Here is a 21,152-nt window from a genome sequence, read left to right on the forward strand (position 1 = left end):
CCGCTCCCCGTGGCCGGATGCTAAGGTCTACGACGTCAGCAGGCGCCGCTAGCTCAGTTGGTTAGAGCAGCTGACTCTTAATCAGCGGGTCCGGGGTTCGAGTCCCTGGCGGCGCACAGACGGTCGAAGGCCCCTCGCGGAAGCGGGGGGCCTTCTTCGTATGAACGTCCAGGCATGCGGACGCGCCGTCCGGGTGGCCGACGGCCCGCACCACGACGACCCTGGAGCCATGGTGGACTGGCTGGCCGACGCGCACCGGACGCGGATCGCGGACACCGGCCGTGAGCCGCTCTTCCTGCTGCTGGTCGGACTGATCGGCTCCTTCCTGTTCATCCGGTTCAGCGTGCGGATGATCCGGCGCGGGGTGAAGTGGTGGCCGGGCAATGTGCAGCCCGGCGGCCTGCACATCCACCATGTGGTGTTCGGCCAGGCGATGATGCTGATCGGCGGCATCGGGTCGTTCGCCGTACGCGGCGGCCCGGCGGTGCACGACGTGCTCGCGCTGGTCTTCGGGATCGGCTGCGGCCTGGTGCTGGACGAGTTCGCGCTGGTGCTGCACCTGAAGGACGTCTACTGGAGCGAGCAGGGCCGCCAGTCGGTCGACGCGGTGATCCTCGCGGTGTCGGTGATCGGGCTGCTGCTGATCGGCCAGGCCCCGCTGGGCGGATTCGTCGTCGGGGAGTCGTACCAGCAGTATCTGAGCGCCGGGGTGCTGATCGGCTTCGTGGTGGTGTGCCTGTCCAAGGGCAAGGTCTGGACGGGGCTGCTCGGGGTGATGGTGCCGGTGCTGGCGATCGTCGGCGCGCTGCGGCTGGCCCGCCCGGCCAGTCCGTGGGCGCGCTGGCGGTACACCTCCCGGCCGCGCCGGATGGCCAGGGCCGAGCGGCGCGAGGACCGGATCCACCGGCGGATGGTCGCGATGAAGACGGCCATGATGGACGCGGTGGCGGGCGCGCCGCTGCCGTCGTCGACGCCCGCGCGCAAGCCCGCGCGGCGGCCGACGATCGTGGAGCTGCCGCCGTCCAGGATCGAGACGCTGCTGGCCCGCGTGCTGCGGCCGTTGCGGCAGCCGGGTGCGGCCTTCACCGTCTGGTACCTGCGGGTGGTGTGCGCGGTCAACGCGGTGACCGGGGTGATCGCGCCGTTCCGCGACCGGGTGCGGGCCGCCTCGAACGGCGAGTTCTTCACCGCCTTCCTGGTCAGCCCCGGTTTCACCGGCGCGGTGCTCGCGCTGGTGCTGTCGGTGAGCCTGCGCCGCCGCAAGCGGGCCGCCTGGATCGTCACGACCGTGCTGACCGGCGGATACACACTGCTGTGCCTGGCGGGTGTGGCGGCGCTGCCGGTGACGCGCGGGCATCCGTTCAACTGGGTGTCGCTGGGGGTGACCGGGCTGGTGCTGTTCGCGCTGCTGGTGTCCAGGACGGTGTTCAACGTGCGCGGCGAGCGGGGCAATGTGGCGCTGGGGCTGACGACCTTCGTCGTCGGCGGCGCGGTGGCGATCGGCCTGGGCACGCTGCTGGTGCACGCGACGGACGAGCTGCCGCCGCGCCAGTGGGGGGCCAGTACGCGGTACACGCTGGTGCGGGTGCTGACGGTGTCCGGTCTCTTCGACCTGCCCGAGATCCGGGTGCCCGGCTGGACGGACCTGGCGATCAACGTCCTGAGCGTCGCGCTGATGCTGCTCATCCTGCTCGCCTTCTTCCGCTCGCCGCGCGGCCGGGACCGGCTGCTGCCCGCGGACGAGCGGCGGCTGCGGGCGCTGCTGCGGGTGTACGGGCGGCGCGACTCGCTCGGCTACTTCGCGCTGCGCCGCGACAAGGCGGTGTCCTGGACCCCGGAGCGGGACGCGGCCGTCCTCTACCGCGTGGTGAACGGGGTCGCGCTCGCCTCCGGTGACCTCGTCGGCGACCGGGCGGCCTGGCCGCGGGCCGTCGACCACTGGCTGGACACGGCGCGGCGGCACGCCTGGGTCCCGGCCGTCACCAGCGCGGGGCCCGCGGCGGCCGTGGTGTACGAGGCGGCCGGTTTCCGCGCGCTGCCGTCCGGTGACGAGGCGGTGGTGGAGGCGGCCTCCTTCGCCGCCGTCTTCGCCGATACGGGCTCCGCCGAGCTGAGCGCGCTGCGGCAGGCGCACGGGGTGCTCGGCGGCGCGGGCTACTCGGTGGTGCTGCGCAGGCACCGGGAGATCGCCCCGGACGAACTGCGGCGGCTGGCGCATCTGGCCGACAGGTGGCGGCGGCACCCCGCCGAGCGCGGCTTCTCCGTGGCGCTCGGGCGGCTCGGTGACGCGGCCGACGGGGACTGTCTCCTGGCGGAGTGCCTCGATCCGCACGGGCGGACCTGCGCGATGGTCACGTTCGTGCCCTGGGGGCCCGACGGGCTCACCCTCGACCTCATCCGGCGCGACCGGGAGTCCGGGCGGGCCCCGGTGGATTTCCTCCTCACCGAGGTGCTGCTGCGCGCCGCCGCCGGTAGGGCTCCGCTGGGCGCGGTCACCCGCGTGTCCCTCAACTTCACCGCCTTCCGCGGCGCCCTGTCCTCGCGGCTGCGCCGCGCCCCGCTGCGGCTTCTCGCCCGCCTCGGGCAGGTCGCCGCCCGCGAGCGGGGCTACGCGGCGTTCGCGCCGCGCTGGCAGGCCCGCTATGTGCTCTTCGAGCGGAGAGCCGACCTTCCGCGAGTGGCTGCCGCCAATGCCATCGCCGAGGGGTTCCTCACCGGACCCCGTCTCCGCCACCGCGGCACCCTCCTCACCCCTGAGGACGGTGCTCCCTAGCCCGGAGCCGTACGCCTGGAGAGGCGCGTCCCGCCGGGTTGGGGAAAGCTGAAGGCGCCAGGTGCGTGGGAGGAGAGGCGGAGCCGATGCCCGGGAAGGTGGCGTGGGGGCGGGTGGCGCCCAGAATTCCGGGCTGGTTCGGAGAATTCTTCGGGATTCTGGCCCTGTTCTGCGCCACCCTGGCCGTCGTCTCCCCGTTGCGGCCCCTGCTGGACCCGGTGCGCCGGTGGGTGGAGATCCTGACGGTGCCGGCGTCGCCGAATCTGGCGTACGCGGCGTTCCTGGTGCTGCTGGGCGGCGCGATGGCGGCCCGCAAACGGGTGGCGTACTGGATCGTGGCGGTCTTCCTCGGTCTGACCGTGGTGGCGAATCTGGTGCTGATCGCGGTGCGCGACTGGAGCGCGATCCCGGCGCTGCTGATCACGGGCACGGTGCTGGGCGCGGTGATCGCCGCGCGGGGCGAGTTCTCGGCGCGGGTGCGCAAGGGGGCGTTCTGGCGGGCGCTGCTGGTGCTGGTGTGCGGGCTGGCGATCGGGGTGCTGCTGGGGTGGGGGCTGCTGACGCTGTTCCCGGGGACGCTGGAGGGCGGGAACCGGCTGCGGTGGGCGGTCAACAAGGTGGTCGGCGGGGTGAACGACCTGCCGGACATCGGCAGGCCGCCGTACTGGACGAATTTCTGGCTCGGCCTCTTCGGCGCGGCGGCCCTGCTGTGCGCGGCGGCGGCGCTGTTCAGGTCGCAGCGGATGGAGGCGGCGCTGCGGGGGGACGACGAGGACCGCATCCGGGCGCTGCTGGCGCGGTACGGGGACAAGGACTCGTTGGGCTACTTCGCGACGCGGCGCGACAAGTCGGTGGTGTTCTCGCCGAGCGGCAAGTCCGCGGTGACGTTCCGGGTGGAGGTGGGGGTCTGTCTGGCCAGCGGTGATCCGCTGGGCGACCCGGAGGCGTGGGGTCCGGCGATCGACGCGTGGCTGGCGCACGCGGGGGCGTACGGCTGGGTGCCGGCGGTGATGGGCGCGGGCGAGGAGGGCGCGAAGGCGTACGCGCGGGCGGGGCTCGGCGCGCTGGAGCTGGGCGACGAGGCGATTCTCGACGTGACGGACTTCGACCTGGCGGGCCGCGAGATGCGCGGTATCCGGCAGGCGGTGCACCGGGTGCGGCGGACCGGGGCGACCACCCGCATCCGGCGGCACCACGACCTGTCGCCCGAGGAGCTGCGGGAGGTCGAACGGCTGGCGGACGCCTGGCGGGACACCGACACCGAGCGCGGCTTCTCGATGGCGCTGGGGCGGCTCGGCGACCCGGCGGACGGCGAGTGCCTGCTGGTGGAGGCGCTGGACGACAAGGGGCGGGTGACCGCGCTGCTGTCGTTCGTGCCGTGGGGGCACGACGGGGTGTCGCTCGACGTGATGCGGCGGGACCGTACGGCGCCCAACGGGATCATGGAGTTCATGGTCACCGAGCTGGCCGCGGGCGCGGGCGCGCTGGGTGTCCGGCGGGTCTCGCTGAACTTCGCGGTGTTCAGGTCCGCTTTCGAGGAGGGCGCCCGGATCGGCGCGGGGCCCGTCCTGCGGATGTGGCGGCGGCTGTTGCTGTTCTTCTCCCGCTGGTGGCAGCTTGAGGCGATGTACCGCTCGAACGTGAAGTACCAGCCGCACTGGTACCCGCGGTACCTGTGTTACGCCGACGGCAAGGACATGGCCAGGATCGGCCTGGCCTCTGGCATCGCCGAGGGTTTCGTGGAGCTCCCGAGCCTGCGCTTCCGGCGCCGCCGCCGGTCCGCGGCGGGCGGTACCGGAGCGGGCGCGGCGGGCGGTACGGCGGTGGCCGGTGCGACGGCGGGCGTGGTGGGCGGTACGGCGGCGGGGATGACGACGGCGAGCGTGACGGCCGCCGCGGCCGAGCGCGGCCGTCACGCTCCCGCGGACCCGCACGGCCCCGCCGAGCAGGTCCGTGTGCGCCTGGCCAAGGTCGAGGGGATGCGGCGCGACGGCGTCGACCCGTATCCGGTGAGCGCGGGGCCGACGCACACGCTGGCGGTGGCGCGTACGGCGGGGGCGGGCAGCGCGGTGGCGGTCGCGGGCCGGGTGCTGCGGGTGCGCGACCACGGCGGGGTCGTCTTCGTGACGCTGCGGGACTGGTCGGGCGACCTCCAGATCATGCTGACCAGGGATCGTCTCGGACGGGACGGTCTGCGGGAGTTCGAGTCGGGCGTGGACCTCGGCGACCTGCTCCGGGTCGAGGGGGCGATGACGGTCAGCCGCGGCGGTGAGCCGACCGCGGAGGCGTACTCCTGGACGCTGACCGGTAAGTGCCTGCACCCGCTGCCGGACAAGCGGCGCGGCCTGACCGACCCGGAGGCGCGGGTGCGGCAGCGCTATCTGGCGCTGGTGGTCTCCCCCGAGGCGCGGTCCCTGCTCACCGCCCGCAGCGCGGCCGTCGGCGCGGTCCGTACGACGCTGGCCGACCGCGGCTTCCTGGAGGTCGAGACGCCGATGCTCCAGCCGGTGCACGGCGGCGCGAACGCCCGCCCGTTCACCACGCACATCAACGCCTACGACCTCGACCTGTATCTGCGGATCGCGCCCGAGCTGTATCTGAAGCGGCTGTGCGTCGGCGGGGTGGAGCGGGTCTTCGAGCTGGGCAGGACCTTCCGCAACGAGGGTGTGTCGTACAAGCACAACCCCGAGTTCACGATGCTGGAGGCGTATCAGGCGTTCGCGGACTACGACGTGATGCTCGATCTGGCGCGGGAGCTGATCCAGGCGGCGGCCGTCGCGGCGAACGGCGGGCAGACGGCCCGGCGGCCGGACGGCGCCGAGGTCGACCTGTCGGGGCGGTGGCCGGTGCGGACGGTGTTCGGGGCGATCTCGCTGGCGCTGGGCGAGGAGGTCGACGCGGGGACGCCGCTGGCGCGGCTGCGCGCGCTGTGCGACCGGGCGGGGGTGCCGTATGGCCCGGAGGACGGGCCTGCCGACGTGGCGCTGGAGATGTACGAGCGGCTGGTGGAGGAGCGCACCACCACGCCGTGCTTCTACAAGGACTTCCCGGCCGAGGTCTCGCCGCTGACCAGGCAGCACCGCACCGATCCGCGGCTGGCCGAGCGCTGGGACCTGGTGGCGTACGGCACGGAGCTGGGCACGGCGTACACCGAGCTGACCGATCCGGTGGAGCAGCGGGCCCGGCTGACCCGGCAGTCGCTGCTGGCGGCGGGCGGCGACCCGGAGGCGATGGAGCTGGACGAGGACTTCCTGACGGCGCTGGAGTACGCGATGCCGCCGACCGGCGGGCTGGGGATCGGGGTGGACCGGCTGGTGATGTTCCTCACGGGCCGGACGATCCGTGAGACGCTGCCATTCCCGTTGGTACGTCGCCGCTGACCGTGCCGCGCGGCGGGTCGCGGGGGGTGCGCGGCCGGATTCGCGGGGGCGCGGGGCGGGTTCCCCGGGGCCGGGCGCGGGGCGGGGGGCCTTGCATCACCCGTTCGGAGCATGTTTACGGTGGTCCGCATGACGTACAAAACCGGACGATCTGGGATGTTGAGCCGCACGGCCGTACGGCGGACCGCCGCCGCGGTGGCCACCGCGGCGCTCGCCGGGACCGCGCTCGCGGCGTGCGGCACACAGCACGGCGGGGCAGCGGCGAGCGGGGCGGACGACGCGCGGGCCTCGTCGCGCGCGCCGTCCTCGACCGCGTCGGGTGAGGCGTCAGGCCCGGCCGCGGGCATCCCGTCCCAGCGGACCTCTCCGCCGGGCGATCCGTCCGGCTCGCAGCCGTCCGGACCGGGTCCCGGTCAGAACGGTCCCGCACCGACCGGTCCGTCGCGGACGGGTCCCGTGCCCACCGATCCGTCCGGGACCGTCCCGTCGCAGACGGTCCCCGGGCAGCCGACCGGGCCCCTGGACCCCTCGGCCGGTCCCGCCGACCCCTCGGGGAGCCCCGCCACCGGCGCCCCGGCCGGCGAGTCGATCCAGCACTCCACCGAGGACGGCGGCAGGTCCGTCGCGCTGACCTTCGACGACGGCCCCGACCCGCGCTGGACCCCACAGGTCCTGGCGCTGCTGGCCGCGCACCACGCGAAGGCGACCTTCTGCGAGATCGGCCCCAACGCCGCCGCCCACCCCGACCTGGTCCGGCAGATCACCACGGCGGGCCACCGGCTGTGCGACCACTCCGTGCACCACAACGAGCGGCAGAGCAGCAGGTCCGCGGCGTACAACACGCACGAGATAGTCGACGCGCAGCGCGAGATAACCAAGGCCGCGGGCGCCGGCGCGAAGCTCTGGTACTACCGGGCGCCCGGCGGCGACTTCACCCCGACGATCCGTCACATCGCCGCCGGCCACGGGCTGCGCCCGCTGGGCTGGACGGTGGACTCCCGCGACTGGGAGCGGCCCGGCACCGCCAAGGTGCTGGCGAACATCGACCGTCAACTGCGCCCCGGCTCCATCGTGCTGATGCACGACGGCGGCGGCGACCGCGCCCAGACGGTGCGGGCGCTGTCGCGGCTGCTGGACAGGCTCGACGCGCAGGGCTGGACATACAGCTTCCCCGCGCGCTGATCGTGGCGCGCGCGAGGTAGCGTTCAGGAGGCGTTCCCGCCATCCGTCGGTACCTCTTGGAGGCTTCACCATGGCAACCACCCGCACCGCGACGACCCAGTGGAAGGGCCCGCTGATGGGCGGCGCCGGGACCGTCTCGCTCGACACCTCGGGCGTCGGCTCGTACGACGTGACGTGGGCCTCCCGCGCGGAGGAGGCGAACGGCAAGACCAGCCCCGAGGAGCTGATCGCCGCGGCCCACTCCTCCTGCTTCTCGATGGCGCTCTCGCACGGTCTGGCGGGCGCGGGCACCCCGCCCGAGTCGGTGCAGACGCAGGCCGACGTGACCTTCCAGCCGGGTGAGGGCATCACCGGCATCGTCTTGACGGTGAAGGCGCGTGTCCCCGGCATCTCCGCCGGTGACTTCGAGGCGGCGGCGCAGGGCGCCAAGGAGAACTGCCCGGTCAGCAAGGCGCTCGCGGGCACGACGATCACGCTCAACGCCGAACTGCTGGACTGAGCACGGTCTCTGACGCCTGATCAGCGGCGGGTGACGTGGATCTTCCACGCGCCCGCCGCTGTCCTTCCCAGCACCTTGAAGGTCAGCCCGGACGCCTTGTCGGTGGAGCCCTCGCCGACGCTGAAGGGCGCGTCGTTCAGGGAGTTGAAGGCGCCGCTGCTGAAGTCGCAGGCGGAGGTGCGGGGATGGGCGTCCACGACGGTCACCGGGCCCTTGCCCGAGTCGACGTCGGTGCGGACCCGGTAGGCGAGCACACCCGCGCGGCACGCGTCCTTGTCGTTGCCGAGCTGCTGCCTGGCCTCCAGGACGAAGACCCCGGTGCGGCTGTACGGGATCACGACGGCTTTGCGTCCGCCGGGGATCTCGACGGCGCCGAGTTCGTAGGTCGTGTCGGTGCGGCCGGTGACGCAGGCGATCTGGCTGTCGTCGAGCCAGCCGAGCTTCCACTTGTGCCAGGCGAACAGGTCGCCCTGCAGTCCCCAGTCGAGGGACATGCTGTCCCACTGCCCGGCGAGTGTGTCGGTGCGCGGGAAGTCGTCGGCGGCGTAGAGGTCGGGCAGGCCGAGCGCGTGGCCGTTCTCGTGGCTGAGGACGCGCGGGCCCGACTGGTCGTGGCCGTAGATGAGGGAGACCTTGTCGAGGTGGGCGCCGTCGTCGGTGGTCGCGGCGGACGCGCCGGTCCAGGTGACCGAGAGCACCGCCTCGTCGGCGGGCGGGCCCGCGTTGGGGGTGACGAGGATGTTGACCAGGTCGTAGCCGCGGAAGTCGATGGAGTGGTCGGCGACCTTGAGCAGGTCGCGCATCATCTCGGTGTGGGCGTCCCAGCCGTAGCCGCGGCCGATCCCGTACGCGCTGAAGGGCCGCGGCATCCGTATGTAGCGCAGCACCGGCGTGGACTCGTAGTCGAGGCGGCCGTACGAGCTGACGGCGTACCACTTCTTGACCGCGGGGAAGAACTCGCCGTAGCGGTCGGCGGCGCTGTACTGGGCGGGCGCGTCGGGGAAGTCGATCAGCAGGGTCAGGGCGTGCAGGGTGCCGGTGGAGGGGGCGAATTCGGCGTTGGGGCCGCGGCTGGAGCTGTCGGGGAAGCCCTCGGACATGGCGACGCCGGGGACGGCCCGCAGGGCGCAGGGCCGGGCGGCGGGCGGCGGCGAGGCGTTGAGCGCGGGGGTGCGCGGGCCCGCGGAGACGGTGCTGCCGACGGCGAGCAGCCCGAGCGCGAAGAGCGCGGTGCAGCGCAGTCCGGTCCGAGTCAGCCGGCGCGGCCCCGACCCCGTCGTGGCCGGGCGGCGCGGTCCAGACCCCTTGGTGGAGGCCATGGCGTTAGCTCCTGTGGCCGGTGTCGTCGCCGACGGGCGACCCCTCGACGATCTTGACCGTCCAGGTGCCGTCCGAATTGTGGGCGGAGACCGTCACGCGGGTGGAGCCGTCGGGTACGGCGTAGGACTCCCCCACGCCCAGCGGCGCGTCGGCCAGCGGCGGGTAGACGGAGGTGGCCCGGCACGCGGAGGTGTGCGGGTGGCCGTCGATCACCGCGATGGGTCCGTCGCCCGACTCGATGTCGGAGCGCACCTTGTAGAGCAGGACGCCCTGGCGGCAGGCGGCGTGGTCGTTGCCGGTGGCGGTGCGCGCCTCGATGGCGAGGGCGGTGTCGGGCCCGGTGCGTACGACGATCAGCTTGGTGCCGCCGGGGGTCTCGTCGGGGCTGAGGTCCTGGTAGGTGGTGCCCGCGCGGGTGACGCAGCCGACCTGGTCGGAGGTGATCCAGCCGAGCTTCCACTTGTGCCAGGCGAAGGGGTCGGGCGCGAGGCCGAACTGGCTGCCCATCAGGTCCCAGTCGCCGACGTGGGTGTCCCAGTCGGCGTTGCTGCCCGCGGGCGGCCGGTAGTACAGGTCGGGCAGGTCGAAGACGTGGCCGGTCTCGTGGGCGAGCACGTTGCGGTCCGGCGGGTGCCGTTCGAAGACGGTGACGAGCCGGCGCAGCGGGGTGCCGTCGACGGTGATCGGGGTGGAGAGGTTGACGACCTTGGTGGCGTCGGAGTCGACGCCGGGCGCGTCGGGGTCGGCGACGAGGTAGACGACGTCGTAGCCGTGGAAGTCGACCACCGGGTCGGCGGCGGCGATGGCGTCGCGCAGGTAGGCGGTGCGGTCGGCGGCGTTCCAGTCGCGGCTGATCGCGTAGTCGGTGGCCGGGCGCGGCATGCGCAGCCAGCGGGTGACGGGGTGGACGCCGAGGTCGAAGCGGCCGTACGAGGCGCGGTCGAAGAAGCGGGTGGTGGCCGGGAAGTGGTCGGCGGCGACCTGCTGGGTGGTGAGGTCGGGCGCGGTGCCGGGGAAGTCGAGGAAGACCATGAGGGCCTTCATGTGGCCGGTCGGCCGGGCGTAGCCGCTCTCCCAGGTGTCGACGCCCTCGGAGTGGTGGGCACCGGTGCGCGGCAGGAGGCAGGCGCTGCCGACGGCGGCGGACGCGGCGGGGCCGGTCGTCAGCGTCCAGGCGACCACGGCGCTGAAGACGCTGAGCGCCGCCGCGGCGGAGCGCAGGACACGCCGCCGCGCGCGGGGCGGTACGCCTATCGAGACGCCTGAGGAGCCTGACGAGCTGGCTGACCGCCGCACATGGACCTCCGGGGAGGATTCGTGAACCCGTTCGGGACACCTCCCCCACATTGCTATGGAATGTGACGATATGTCCTGTCCGACTGCTCCAGCCGGGCGGTGTGCGGGAGGCGTACAGGCGTCGCGCAGCGGTCACTACGGTGCGTAATGTCCCCGGGGATGCGATCACATGAGCGATCCGTTCGGACACGTTCGGTCGATCCGTCAGCACACGTGCGGAGAATCACCACCAGGGCGCTGGAACACCAACTCCGCCAGCCCATATGATCGCGATCGAGACGAGCGCGAAGCGGGGAGCGGGCCATGGGCGGACCCTCGGGCGGCCCAGGTGTCGAGCCCGAAAGCACAGCACAAGTCATCACGCACAGTCACACCTCTGCCCCACACTCCGGCGGCGGCGGGGAACCGCAGCCGGCCGGACGGACGGCGGGGCAGGGAAGTACGGCCGCGCGGCCGGGCGACGCCGACCTGCGCGACTACCGGGCCGCCTTCGCCATCGCCCAGACCGCGATGGCGCTGCTCGCCCCCGACGGCACGGTCCTGGAGGCCAACGGCGCGCTCGGCGCGCTGCTGGGCGCCTCGCCCGAGCGGATGAGCGCCACGGGCGCCGCCGCGCTCCTCGGCCTGAGCGGCGACCGGCACGCCCGCGCCGCCTTCCACGACGTGCTCACCGGCCGCCGCGAACGGCTGCGCTGCACGCGCGGCATCACCCGGCCGGACGGCAGCACCGTGCACGCCGAGATCACGCTCTCGCGCACCGGCGCGCGCCCGCTGCTGCTGTCCGTCGAGGACGTCGGCGAGCGGGACACCCTGCGCGAGGAGCTGCGGCACCTGCGCATGCACGACCCGGTCAGCAGACTGCCCAACCGCGCGCTGTTCTTCGAGCGGCTGTCGGCCGCCGTCGGCGACCACGGCAGCCGGACCGGCCGGATCGGCCTGTGCTATCTGGACCTGGACGGCTTCAAGGCGGTCAACGACACACTCGGCCACCGCGTCGGCGACGAACTGCTGGCCGCCGTGGGCCGCCGCCTGCTGGCCTGCGCCGAGCCCGGCGGGCACCTGGTGGCGCGGCTCGGCGGCGACGAATTCGCCCTGCTGGTACGGGACTCCACCGGTACAGGGCAGGCGACGGATCTGGCCGAGGCCGTACTGGCCGCGCTCCAGCCGCCGTTCGACGTGGGCGGCCACCGGCTCGCGGTCTCCGCCAGCATCGGCGTGGTCGAACGGGAGGCGGCGGGCACGTCGGCCACCGGTCTGATGCAGGCCGCCGACACCACGCTGTACTGGGCCAAGGCCGACGGCAAGGCGCGCTGGACGCTCTTCGACCCGGAGCGCAACGAGCACCGGATGACCCGTCAGGCTCTGTCCCGTACGCTGCGGCAGGCCGTCGAGCGCGGCGAATTCGTCCTGGACTACCAGCCGTTGGTCGCCCTCGACTCGGGCGAGCTGCGCGGTGTCGAGGCGCTGGTGCGCTGGGAGCACCCGCACTTCGGGCGGCTGGCGCCCAACCGCTTCATCGGTCTCGCCGAGGAGGACGGCTCCATCGTCCAGCTCGGCCGCTGGGTGCTCGCCGAGTCCTGCCGCCAGGCCCGCGCCTGGCAACTGGCCCACCCCGAGGCGCCGTTGGTGGTCAGTGTCAACGTGGCCGTACGCCAGGTCTGGGACTCCGACCTGGTCGCCGACGTCGCCGCGATCCTCGCCGACACCGGTCTGCCGCCGCGGCTGCTCCAGTTGGAACTCACCGAGTCCGCCGTGATGGGCTCCGCCGGCCGCCCCCTCCAGGCGCTGCACGCCCTGGACGAGATGGGCGTACGGATCGCCATCGACGACTTCGGCACCGGTTACTCCAACCTCGCCTACATGAGCCGCCTCCCGGTCTCGGCCCTGAAGCTGGACGGCTCCTTCGTGCAGGGCTTCCGCTCCGCGGAACACCCCAACCCGGCGGACGAGACGATCGTCGAGGCGCTGGTCGAACTGGCCCACCGGCTCGGTCTGACGGTGACGGCGGAGTGCGTGGAGAACGCGGAGCAGGCGGAGCGCCTGCGGCGGATCGGCTGCGACACGGGCCAGGGCTGGCACTACTCGCGCCCCGTGGCGGCGGCGGCGATCTCCGCGCTGCTGGACTGAGGCGGCACGCGCCGCGGGACCGGGGCGGTACGCGCCGCGGGACGGCGGCACGCGGAAGGGGCCCGCGTCCTTGGGGGGAGAAAGGACGCGGGCCCCGGGTCATGCGGTCAGGAGGTGAGCCGCGTCAGCAGGCCCCGAGGTCCTGCCACACGCCCCATTCCCCGGTCGTACCGGGCTCCTCATTGGTGGTCCACCACTTGGCGTTCCACTTGTGGCCCTTCCAGGAGACCTGGTTGCCACCGACGTAGACCGCGGAGGCGGACCAGGACGGCAGGGTGCAGGTGCCGCCCGGCGGGGTGGTCGGAGGCGTGGTGGGCGGGGTCGTCGGCGGCGTCGTGGGGGGCGTCGTCGGCGGGGTGGTGGGAGGCGTGGTCGGCGGGGTGGTCGGCGGGGTGGTCGGCGGCGTGGTGGTCGTGCCGCAGCCGGACGCGGACCCGTTGGTCGCCGTCACGATCTTGTTGAAGAGGGTGGCGGCGGGATCGAGGTCGAGCAGCGAGTACATCATCGAGCCGGCCAGGTTGTGGCAGTGCGCGTAGTCCGCCTTGGCCTGGATCGCCTGGGCGCCGAGGCCGGTCCAGAACTCGGTCCCGTTGTAGAACCAGTTGGCCTGGGTGCTCGGGTCGTAGAACGTCGTGGAGGCGTTGTCCACGAGCCCGGTGAGCTCCTTGTAGTACGCGGTGCCCGCGACCTGGCTGATGCCGCGCGCCGGGGCGGGGCCCGAAGCGGACTGGTACAGGCCGTGGTTGCTGCCCGCGGGTACGCCGGTCCAGCCGCGGTAGTACAGCGGGTAGCCCATGGTGATCTTCGTGGACGGGAAGCCGCCCGCGATGCCGTAGGCCGAATTACCGTTGATCCACGCGTTGATGGCGTGATCGGTGCTGTACTTCTCGGTGCCCGGCGGGATCGCCGTGGACGGGTCGGTCGGCGACTGGTACAGCGGGTCCTGGAGGTTGGTCGGACCGGTCGCGTCCCAGGCTCCGTGCATGTCGTACGTCATGATGTTCGCGTAGTCGAGGTACTGCCCGACCTTGTTGGTCTCGATCTGCGCGATCTTGTCCTGGCCGGCCGGGAGCGCGGCGGTCAGCAGCATCTTCTTGTTGCCGTTGGCCGTGCCGTACGCGTTCAGCTCGGTGCGGAACTCCGCGAGCAGCGCGGTGAAGTTGGCCTTGTCGTTGGGGCTGTAGTGGTTGCCCACGTGGCCGTTGGGCGAGCCGGGGTACTCCCAGTCGATGTCGAAGCCGTCGAAGATCCCGGCACCGCTGCCGGGGCCGCCGTAGCCGCCCTGCACGGGCAGATTGCCCTTGATGAACATGTCGATGCAGGAGCTGACGAACTTCTTCCGGCTGGCGTCCGTGGCCGCCACGTCGGAGAAGTACTTGGAGTAGGTCCAGCCGCCGATCGAGGCGACGATCTTCAGGTTGGGGTGCTTCGCCTTCAGCTTCTTGAGCTGGTTGAAGTTGCCGACGATCGGCTGGTTCCAGGTGTCGGCGACACCGTCCACGCTGATGTCCGCGCCGAACGACTTCTGGTAGTCGGCGAAGGAGTCGCCCGCGCCGTCACCGGCGTTGGGGTTGGACTCGTTCGTGGAGTCCGACGCCTTGGTGGCCTCGAAACAGGTCAGGTTCGAGGGGTCGATGTTCTCGAACGAGTAGTTGAGGATGTCGAGTTTGCCCGCCACCCCCGACGTGTCGAGGTTCTTCGGGTAGTAGGCGTTGCCGTACACGCTCCACTGGTCGTAATAGGCGATCTTCACGCCGCCGCTGCTCGCGGCGGCGGCCGCGGGCTTGGCGGCGGCGGTGGTGTCCGCCTGGGCTGTGCCCACTCCGGCGACGAGCGCGGTGAGCGCTCCGGCGGTGAGGGCGGCGGTCGTGACGGCTGCCACGATCGCTCTCTTCCTGGACTGCACGAGTACCTCCGGGGGGAGAGGGAGGAACAACAGGGGGCTGGTGAATGGATAACCCCTCGTCAAGTGCACGTCAATGGTCTGAACCAGACTTGGACTAGACCAATCCTGCGGAAGGCGACCGGCCGGTAGCGTTCCGCGACAACGGCAAAGCCGCTCGTCAACCGGGTGACAAGCGGCTTTAACGCTGACTTAAGGCTGGTCAGGGGCCGTCGCGCGACGTTGGACCACGCACCGGCCGGAAATGAGTCTTTAACCGGCGGCGACTTCGGAGGAGACGCCCGACGGGGCCTCGGCGGAGGCCGTCGCGATGTCCTTCGGGAAGCCGTACGCGTCCGCGATGAGGTCGTAGGAACGCAGCCGGACCGACGGCGTGTGCGCGTTGGCGGTGATCACCAACTCGTCGGCGCCGGTGCGGTCCACGAGCTGGTCGAGTCCGGTACGCACCGTGTCCGGGTCGCCGTGGATGATGTTCACCAGCCACGAGTCCACGAAGTCCCGTTCCGCCGGGCTGAATTCGTATGCCTCGGCCTCCTGGGGCGTCGGCACCAGGCCGGGGCGTCCGGTGCGCAGCCGCAGCATGCTCAGCGCGCCGGAAAGCACCTGGCGGCGCGCCTCGGCCGGGTCGTCGGCGGCCAGCGCGGCGACGCCGATCGAGGCGTAGGGGCGGTCCAGGATCTCCGAGGGCCGGAAGGACTCGCGGTAAAGGGCCAGCGCGGGAACGGTGTTGGCGGCCGAGAAGTGGTGCGCGAAGGAGAACGGCAGGCCGAGCGTGCCCGCCAGTCGCGCGCTGAAGCCGGAGGAGCCCAGCAGCCACACGCTCGGGCGGCCCGCCGACTGGACGCCGCCGGGCGCCGTGCCCTGCACCGGGCCGGGAATGGCGTGAATGCGCGCGTAGCGGTGCCCGTCGGGGAAGTCGTCGTCCAGGAACCGGGTCAACTCCGCGAGCTGCTGCGGGAATTCGTCCGCGCCCTCGTGCAGCCGGTCGGTGCGGCGCAGCGCGGCGGCCGTCGCGCCGTCGGTGCCGGGCGCGCGGCCGAGACCGAGGTCGATCCGGCCGGGGGCCAGCGCCTCCAGGGTGCCGAACTGCTCGGCGATCACCAGCGGCGCGTGGTTGGGCAGCATCACCCCGCCGGAGCCGAGCCGCAGCGTGCGGGTGTGGGCGGCGAGGTGGGCGAGGATCACCGCGGGCGAGGAGCTGGCGACGCCCGGCATCGAGTGGTGCTCGGCCACCCACATCCGGTGGTAGCCGCGGGTCTCCGCGGTCCTGGCGATCTCGACGCTGGTGCGCAGCGCGTCGGTGGCGGTGAAGCCGCTGCCGACGGTGGCCAGATCCAGTACGGACAGCGGTACGGGGGCGGTGCCGCGGACCGGGCCGCGGATGCCCCGGCCGCGGAGCGTACCGGTGTCGCCGTCCCGGCCGTCCGTACGGGACCGGCCGTCCGTAGCGGACCGCCCGTCCGTCCGTTCGCCCTGCTGTTCGCCCTGTCGTTCGTCACCCACGGCGGGCGCCTCCTCGATCGTCTCCGTGCCCATGTCTGCCCCACCCCTGCCCGACCGACAACCGGAGCCCGCGTCCGGTTATTCCCGGGCGCGGATTGTACGGTTCCCCCGCCGTTTCCTTTTCGGGTAATGACGTCGGCATATGCCAGGGTGGCCCCTTCCTGCATATACGCTTGAAGAGCCCCGGATAACCGGCCAACCGCCTCTACCTGAAACGGGATTGGGGCTATCGTGGAGACCGGCCCAGCCGCCGGGTCCGGTCGTCTCGGATACCCGTCCGTGACCGGCGGCGACAGCCAGGACGCAAACGGTCATACCTGCAGGGGGCTACCGTGGCGCTTGAACACCGACAGATCGAGCCGGTGTACGCGGTCCAGTACGCGCTGCGCGTGCTCGAATCCGTCGACACCCATCGGCACGGCGTCACCGCCGAACAGTTGGCCCGCGAAATCGGTGTGCCGCTGGACTATCTCTCCCATCTGCTGGCAATGCTGCGCCGCGAGCGTTATCTCGGATTTCTGCCCGGCGGCGGATATGTCATCGGCGAGTCCATGGTGCTCCTCGGCGCCGCCAACCGCGACCACGCCCTCGCGGAGAAGCTCCAGACGGTCCTGGCCGAACTGCGCGACGAAGTGGGCGCGGCCGTCTACTTCAGCCGGTACGACGACGGCGAGGTGCACGTCATCGACTTCGCCGACGGCCCCAACGCGCCGAAGGTCAACGAGTGGGTGGACTTCCGCTCCTCCGCCCACGCCAGCGCGGTCGGCAAGTGCCTGCTCTCGCAGCTCGACCACGACGGCCGGATGGAACACCTCTCGCGGCACCGCCCGGCCCGGCTGACCTCGCGCACCGTCGTGGACGACCGCGTCCTGCTGACCAAGCTCGAACGCCAGCCGACCTCGGTGCCCACCCTCGACCTCCAGGAATACGCGGTCGGCACCGTCTGTGCCGCGATCCCGGTCACCATCGGCAAGACGGTCGCCTGCCTCGCGCTGTCGATGCCATACGCCCAGGCCCACCGCCTCAAGCCCGCCGTGGACACCCTCCACACCCGCGCGGCCCCGGTCCTGCTCTCCTTCAGCATCTGATCCGCCACGACGAAGACCCGGCACGGCGAAGGTTCGGTACGACAAAGGCCCCCCGCGTGTACGGAGGGCCTTCGTGGGCATGTGCGCCGCCAGGGACTCGAACCCCGGACCCGCTGATTAAGAGTCAGCTGCTCTAACCAACTGAGCTAGCGGCGCCTGCTGACGTGGGAGATCGTACCCGATGGTCGGGGCCGGGCTCAAAGCGGCGGCGGATTGCCGCCAGGCGGAATCGCGCCACCGCCGATCCGTGCGGTGGCGGGCGTACGGCCGGTAGATCATGTGCATGACTTCGACTCGACGCCGGATCACCGTACCGGCGGGCACCACCGTGCTCGCCCTCGGTACCGCACTCCTGCTGCCCACGGGCCCCGCCGCCGCGGCGACCCCCGCGGCGGCCCCGCGGTCCGCGCCCTCGTCAGCCAACTCCACCCCCTCCGCCACCTCGACCACCGTCACCCTGCTCACCGGCGATGTCGTGCACATCGCCGACGGCCCCGGCAAGCAGGACACCGTCACCGTCGACCGCGCGCCCGGAGCGCGGGGGATCGTACGGATCCAGCAGTACGGCGGTGACACGTACGTCATTCCCGACGAGGCGGAGCCGCTGCTGGCCGCGGGGAAGCTGGACCGGCGGCTGTTCGACGTGTCCGCCCTGGCCGCGATGGGCTACGACGACGCGCACAGCGCCGGCCTGCCGCTGATCGCCACCTGGACCGACGCCGCCCGCACGGCACGGTCACAGCCCGCGGCTCCGGCCGGCGCGAGCACCGTACGGACGCTGCCGAGCATCGGCGGCGCGGCCCTGAAGGCCGACAAGAAGCGGTCCCGCGCCTTCTGGACCGGCCTGGCGGGCCCGGCGGGCAACGCCCGTTCGCTCAACGGCGCCACCGGCATCGACAAGCTGTGGCTCGACGGCCGGGTGACGGCCGACCTCAAGGACTCGGTGCCGCAGATCAACGCGCCGCAGGCGTGGGCCGAGGGCTACGACGGCGCGGGCGAGAAGGTCGCCGTCCTGGACACCGGCGTGGACGACACCCACCCCGACCTGAAGGACCGGATCGCCACCGAGCAGAGCTTCGTGCCCGGCCAGGCCGTCACCGACGGCAACGGCCACGGCACGCACGTCGCCTCCACCATCGCGGGCAGCGGCGCGGCCTCCGACGGCAGTTACAAGGGCGTCGCGCCGGGCGCGAAGCTGCTGGTCGGCAAGGTGCTCTCGAACGAGGGCGAGGGCCAGGACTCCTGGATCATCGCGGGCATGGAGTGGGCCAAGGCCCAGGGCGCCGACGTGGTGAGCATGAGCCTCGGCTCCTCGATACCCGACGACGGCACCGACCCGATGGCCCAGGCCGTCAACTCCCTGTCGGCGAACGGCGGTCCGCTGTACGTGATCGCCGCGGGCAACTCCTACGGCCCGGGCACCATCGGCGCCCCCGGCTCGGCGCGCGACGCGCTGACCGTGGCCGCCGTCGACAAGTCAGACCAGCGCGCCGACTTCTCCAGCATGGGCCCCCTGAGCGGCGGTTACGGACTCAAGCCGGACCTGTCGGCGCCCGGCGTCGACATCACCGCGGCGATGCCCGGCGGCGGCTACCAGACGATGTCCGGCACGTCGATGGCCACCCCGCACGTGGCGGGCGCCGCCGCCATCCTCAAGCAGCGGCACCCCGACTGGACCGCGGCGCGGCTCAAGGACGCGCTGATGAGCACGTCCAAGGTGCTCGCCGACTACACGCCGTTCGAGCAGGGCACCGGCCGGGTCGACGTACTGGCCGCGGTCGACTCCCCGGTCCAGGCCACCGGTTCGGTCGACACGGCCGTCTACTCCTGGCCGCACGACGGCGCGGCCCCGGCCACCCGCGTGATCACGTACCGCAACAGCGGCAAGGCCCCGGTCACGCTGGATCTGGCGACGGACACCAAGGACCCGGCGTACACGCTGTCGGCGCCGTCCGTCACCGTCGCCGCGGGCGGCAGCGCGGACGTCACGCTGACGCTCGACCCGGCCGGGGTGCCGTCGGCGACCACCTTCTCCGGCCAGGTGCTGGCGACCGACGCGGCGACCGGACACGTCGTCGCGCACACCGGCTTCGCGCTGGAGAAGGAACAGGAGCTGTACGACTACACGGTCAAGCTGCGCGGCCGGGACGGAAAGCCCGCCGCGGGCACCGTCGTGCTGGCGCAGGAGGGCAACCCCAACCCGTCGCCGGTCGCGGTCGACGGCGAGCGCACGCTGCGGCTGGCGCCCGGCACGTACATGGCGTACGCGGAGATCGACGTGGCAGGCGACGCCCCGGACTCGCTGGGCCTGGCCGTGCTGATCAACCCGGAGACGGTGCTCAGCAAGGACACCACCGTCACGCTCGACGCGAGCAAGGCGCGCAAGGTCAGCGCGGCCGTGCCGGGTCAGCGGACCCAGACGCGGCAGCTCCACGTGGACATCGCCCGCACCTTCGCCGACGGCGAGGTCGTCCGTGACGCGGCGGTCCTGCCGCTGACGTACGACACGCTGTACGCGTCGCCGACGGCCAAGGTCGGCAACGGCACCTTCGACTTCCTGACCCGCTGGCGGCTCGGCGAGCGGCAGGTCGCCGTCACCGGGCGCGGGCAGGACCTGGACACCACCCCGCAGCCCGGCGCCACCGTCACCGACGGCAAGGGCACGCTCCGCGCGGTCTACGCCGGGCAGGGCGGCGCGGCCGGCTACCGGGGTCTGGACGCCAGGGGCAAGGTCGTGGTGGTCGAGCGCTCCGACGCCGTCACGCCGGTCCAGCGGGCCGCGGCGGCGACCGCCGCGGGCGCGAAGCTGCTGATCGTCGTCAACGACGGCCGCGGCAGGCTGCTGGAGTCCTACGCCGACCCCGACAACGGCTACCAGGACACGCCGCTGACCGTGGTCTCCGTCCAGCAGGGCGCGGGCGCGAAGCTCGTCGCCGACGCCAAGGGCGGCAAGCTCTCGCTGAGCGTCGAACAGCGCGAGTACACCCGGGTCGTCTACGACCTGCTCGACCAGCACGACGGCACCATCCCTGACCGCTCCCTGGCCTACACCCCCGACCCCAGGCGCGACCTGGCCAAGGTCACCGCCACCTACAACGGCGACCGCGCCCGCGCGGGCGCCGGCTTCCGCTACGACATCCCCGCCTGGGGCTACGGCATCGGCTTCGCCGAGCAGGAGTCCTACCCGGGCACCCGTACCGAGTACGTCTCGCCCGAGCACGGCGCCGGATTCTGGTACGAGGACCACTCCGTCTACGACGCGGACTACAGCAACCAGCTCCTGGAGGAGCGCGGCGGCAACGACTCGTTCACACCGGGCCGTTCGTACGCGGTCTCCTGGTTCGGCGGGATCTTCCGGCCGCGCCTCGGCTCTGCCTTCTGGGGGCCGAACCGCTCGTCGTACAACGACATCCAGTTCAACATCACGCCGTGGACGGACGGCGGCGCGGGCCACTCGGGCGACATGCCCGCCGACGAGTACGACGGCCGCACCACCTACGCCGCCTACCAGGGCGACACCCTCGTCGCCCAGGGAGTCGGCCGGGCGGGCGGCATCTGGGACCAGCCCGCGAAGAAGCTGCCCTACCGGCTGGTGCTCGACTCGGCGCGGGACGCCAAGGAGTGGCGGACCTCGATCCGTACGCACACCGAGTGGAACTTCGTCTCGGGGCCGCTGCCCGAGGGCGTCGGCCAGGACGACGTCAAGCTGCTCCAGCTCGACTACGACGTGCCCACCGACACCGCGGGCGATGTGCCCGGCGGCCGGCTGATCCCGGTCGGTCTGGGGTCCACCACGCAGGAGTGGCTGGACGGCGCGACGAAGGCGGTTTCGGCGAAGCTGTCGGTCTCCTACGACGACGGCAGGACCTGGCTGCCGACGCTGCTGATCAAGGACCGCAAGGGCCACTGGACGACGCTGATCCGGACTCCGCGCGACCCCGGCGGCTCCGTGTCGCTGAAGGCGAGCGCGTCCGACGGCGCGGGCGGCTCGGTGAGCCAGGAGATCATCAGGGCCTTCGGCCTGAGGTGACCGGCTGACCCACCGGGCGGAGGGGATGGTCGGAGGGGGTGGTCGAGACCA

11 protein-coding genes and 2 tRNA genes are annotated in these 21,152 nt (G+C 72.4%); 8 read left to right on the forward strand and 5 right to left on the reverse strand.

Translation table 11 applies throughout. The features are described 5' to 3' along the window. The first annotated feature begins 42 nt into the window (after positions 1 to 42). The 5 genes from ACIO6U_RS30740 to ACIO6U_RS30760 all read left to right on the forward strand — a co-directional run bounded on the left by ACIO6U_RS30740 (position 43) and on the right by ACIO6U_RS30760 (position 7,834). A tRNA-Lys gene (locus tag ACIO6U_RS30740) sits at positions 43 to 116 on the forward strand. Positions 117 to 160: 44 nt separating this feature from the next. Beyond that, complete coding sequence (locus ACIO6U_RS30745; protein ID WP_401724067.1) at positions 161 to 2,773, forward strand: phosphatidylglycerol lysyltransferase domain-containing protein; 2,613 nt, start codon at positions 161 to 163, stop codon at positions 2,771 to 2,773. An 86-nt stretch (positions 2,774 to 2,859) separates the two neighbouring features. After that, complete coding sequence (gene lysX / locus ACIO6U_RS30750; protein ID WP_401724070.1) at positions 2,860 to 6,153, forward strand: bifunctional lysylphosphatidylglycerol synthetase/lysine--tRNA ligase LysX; 3,294 nt, start codon at positions 2,860 to 2,862, stop codon at positions 6,151 to 6,153. A 129-nt stretch (positions 6,154 to 6,282) separates the two neighbouring features. Continuing rightward, a complete protein-coding gene (locus tag ACIO6U_RS30755; protein WP_401724073.1) occupies positions 6,283 to 7,335 on the forward strand; it encodes a polysaccharide deacetylase family protein in 1,053 nt (350 codons plus the stop codon). A gap of 70 nt (positions 7,336 to 7,405) precedes the next feature. Next, positions 7,406 to 7,834 carry an OsmC family protein gene (locus tag ACIO6U_RS30760; protein ID WP_355343227.1) on the forward strand — a complete coding sequence of 143 codons (429 nt, stop codon included), beginning with the start codon at positions 7,406 to 7,408 and terminating at the stop codon, positions 7,832 to 7,834. Between the two features lie 20 nt (positions 7,835 to 7,854). On the opposite strand, the gene ACIO6U_RS30765 is transcribed toward ACIO6U_RS30760, so the two are convergent. Then, on the reverse strand, positions 7,855 to 9,153 hold the full coding sequence (locus ACIO6U_RS30765) for a M6 family metalloprotease domain-containing protein (protein ID WP_355343224.1): 1,299 nt from the start codon (positions 9,151 to 9,153) through the stop codon (positions 7,855 to 7,857). Between the two features lie 4 nt (positions 9,154 to 9,157). Continuing rightward, complete coding sequence (locus ACIO6U_RS30770; RefSeq protein ID WP_401724077.1) at positions 9,158 to 10,501, reverse strand: M6 family metalloprotease domain-containing protein; 1,344 nt, start codon at positions 10,499 to 10,501, stop codon at positions 9,158 to 9,160. Positions 10,502 to 10,753: 252 nt separating this feature from the next. Between ACIO6U_RS30770 and ACIO6U_RS30775 the strand changes: the two genes are divergently transcribed. Then, positions 10,754 to 12,577, forward strand: a complete 1,824-nt coding sequence (locus ACIO6U_RS30775) for an EAL domain-containing protein (protein WP_391047035.1) — start codon at positions 10,754 to 10,756, stop codon at positions 12,575 to 12,577. Between the two features lie 124 nt (positions 12,578 to 12,701). Here the strand turns inward: ACIO6U_RS30775 and ACIO6U_RS30780 are convergent, their stop codons facing one another. After that, the gene (locus ACIO6U_RS30780) at positions 12,702 to 14,462 is read right to left on the reverse strand and encodes a glycosyl hydrolase family 18 protein (RefSeq protein ID WP_401724277.1); all 1,761 of its coding nucleotides are present in this window, start codon (positions 14,460 to 14,462) and stop codon (positions 12,702 to 12,704) included. A 270-nt stretch (positions 14,463 to 14,732) separates the two neighbouring features. After that, on the reverse strand, positions 14,733 to 16,016 hold the full coding sequence (locus ACIO6U_RS30785) for an LLM class flavin-dependent oxidoreductase (protein ID WP_355343215.1): 1,284 nt from the start codon (positions 16,014 to 16,016) through the stop codon (positions 14,733 to 14,735). A 299-nt stretch (positions 16,017 to 16,315) separates the two neighbouring features. On the opposite strand from ACIO6U_RS30785, the gene ACIO6U_RS30790 reads away from it, so the two are divergent. Then, positions 16,316 to 17,071, forward strand: coding sequence for an IclR family transcriptional regulator C-terminal domain-containing protein (locus tag ACIO6U_RS30790; RefSeq protein ID WP_355343212.1), 756 nt, complete (start codon positions 16,316 to 16,318; stop codon positions 17,069 to 17,071). Between the two features lie 82 nt (positions 17,072 to 17,153). Here ACIO6U_RS30790 and ACIO6U_RS30795 read toward each other — a convergent pair. Next, positions 17,154 to 17,227: transfer RNA gene (locus ACIO6U_RS30795), tRNA-Lys, on the reverse strand. Between the two features lie 127 nt (positions 17,228 to 17,354). Between ACIO6U_RS30795 and ACIO6U_RS30800 the strand changes: the two genes are divergently transcribed. Next, entirely contained in the window at positions 17,355 to 21,101 is a 3,747-nt protein-coding gene (locus tag ACIO6U_RS30800; protein ID WP_401724082.1) for a S8 family peptidase, read from the forward strand. Positions 21,102 to 21,152 lie beyond the last annotated feature (51 nt).

Source organism: Streptomyces sp. NPDC087422 (assembly GCF_044744145.1).
Taxonomy (GTDB): Bacteria; Actinomycetota; Actinomycetes; order Streptomycetales; family Streptomycetaceae; genus Actinacidiphila.

Coding starts and splice junctions, on each gene's coding strand:
- ACIO6U_RS30745 (WP_401724067.1), top strand. CDS start 161: ATGAACGTCCAGGCATGCGGACGCGCCGTCCGGGTGGCCGACGGCCCG.
- lysX (WP_401724070.1), top strand. CDS start 2,860: ATGCCCGGGAAGGTGGCGTGGGGGCGGGTGGCGCCCAGAATTCCGGGC.
- ACIO6U_RS30755 (WP_401724073.1), top strand. CDS start 6,283: ATGACGTACAAAACCGGACGATCTGGGATGTTGAGCCGCACGGCCGTA.
- ACIO6U_RS30760 (WP_355343227.1), top strand. CDS start 7,406: ATGGCAACCACCCGCACCGCGACGACCCAGTGGAAGGGCCCGCTGATG.
- ACIO6U_RS30765 (WP_355343224.1), bottom strand. CDS start 9,153: ATGGCCTCCACCAAGGGGTCTGGACCGCGCCGCCCGGCCACGACGGGG.
- ACIO6U_RS30770 (WP_401724077.1), bottom strand. CDS start 10,501: ATGTGGGGGAGGTGTCCCGAACGGGTTCACGAATCCTCCCCGGAGGTC.
- ACIO6U_RS30775 (WP_391047035.1), top strand. CDS start 10,754: ATGGGCGGACCCTCGGGCGGCCCAGGTGTCGAGCCCGAAAGCACAGCA.
- ACIO6U_RS30785 (WP_355343215.1), bottom strand. CDS start 16,016: ATGGGCACGGAGACGATCGAGGAGGCGCCCGCCGTGGGTGACGAACGA.
- ACIO6U_RS30800 (WP_401724082.1), top strand. CDS start 17,355: ATGACTTCGACTCGACGCCGGATCACCGTACCGGCGGGCACCACCGTG.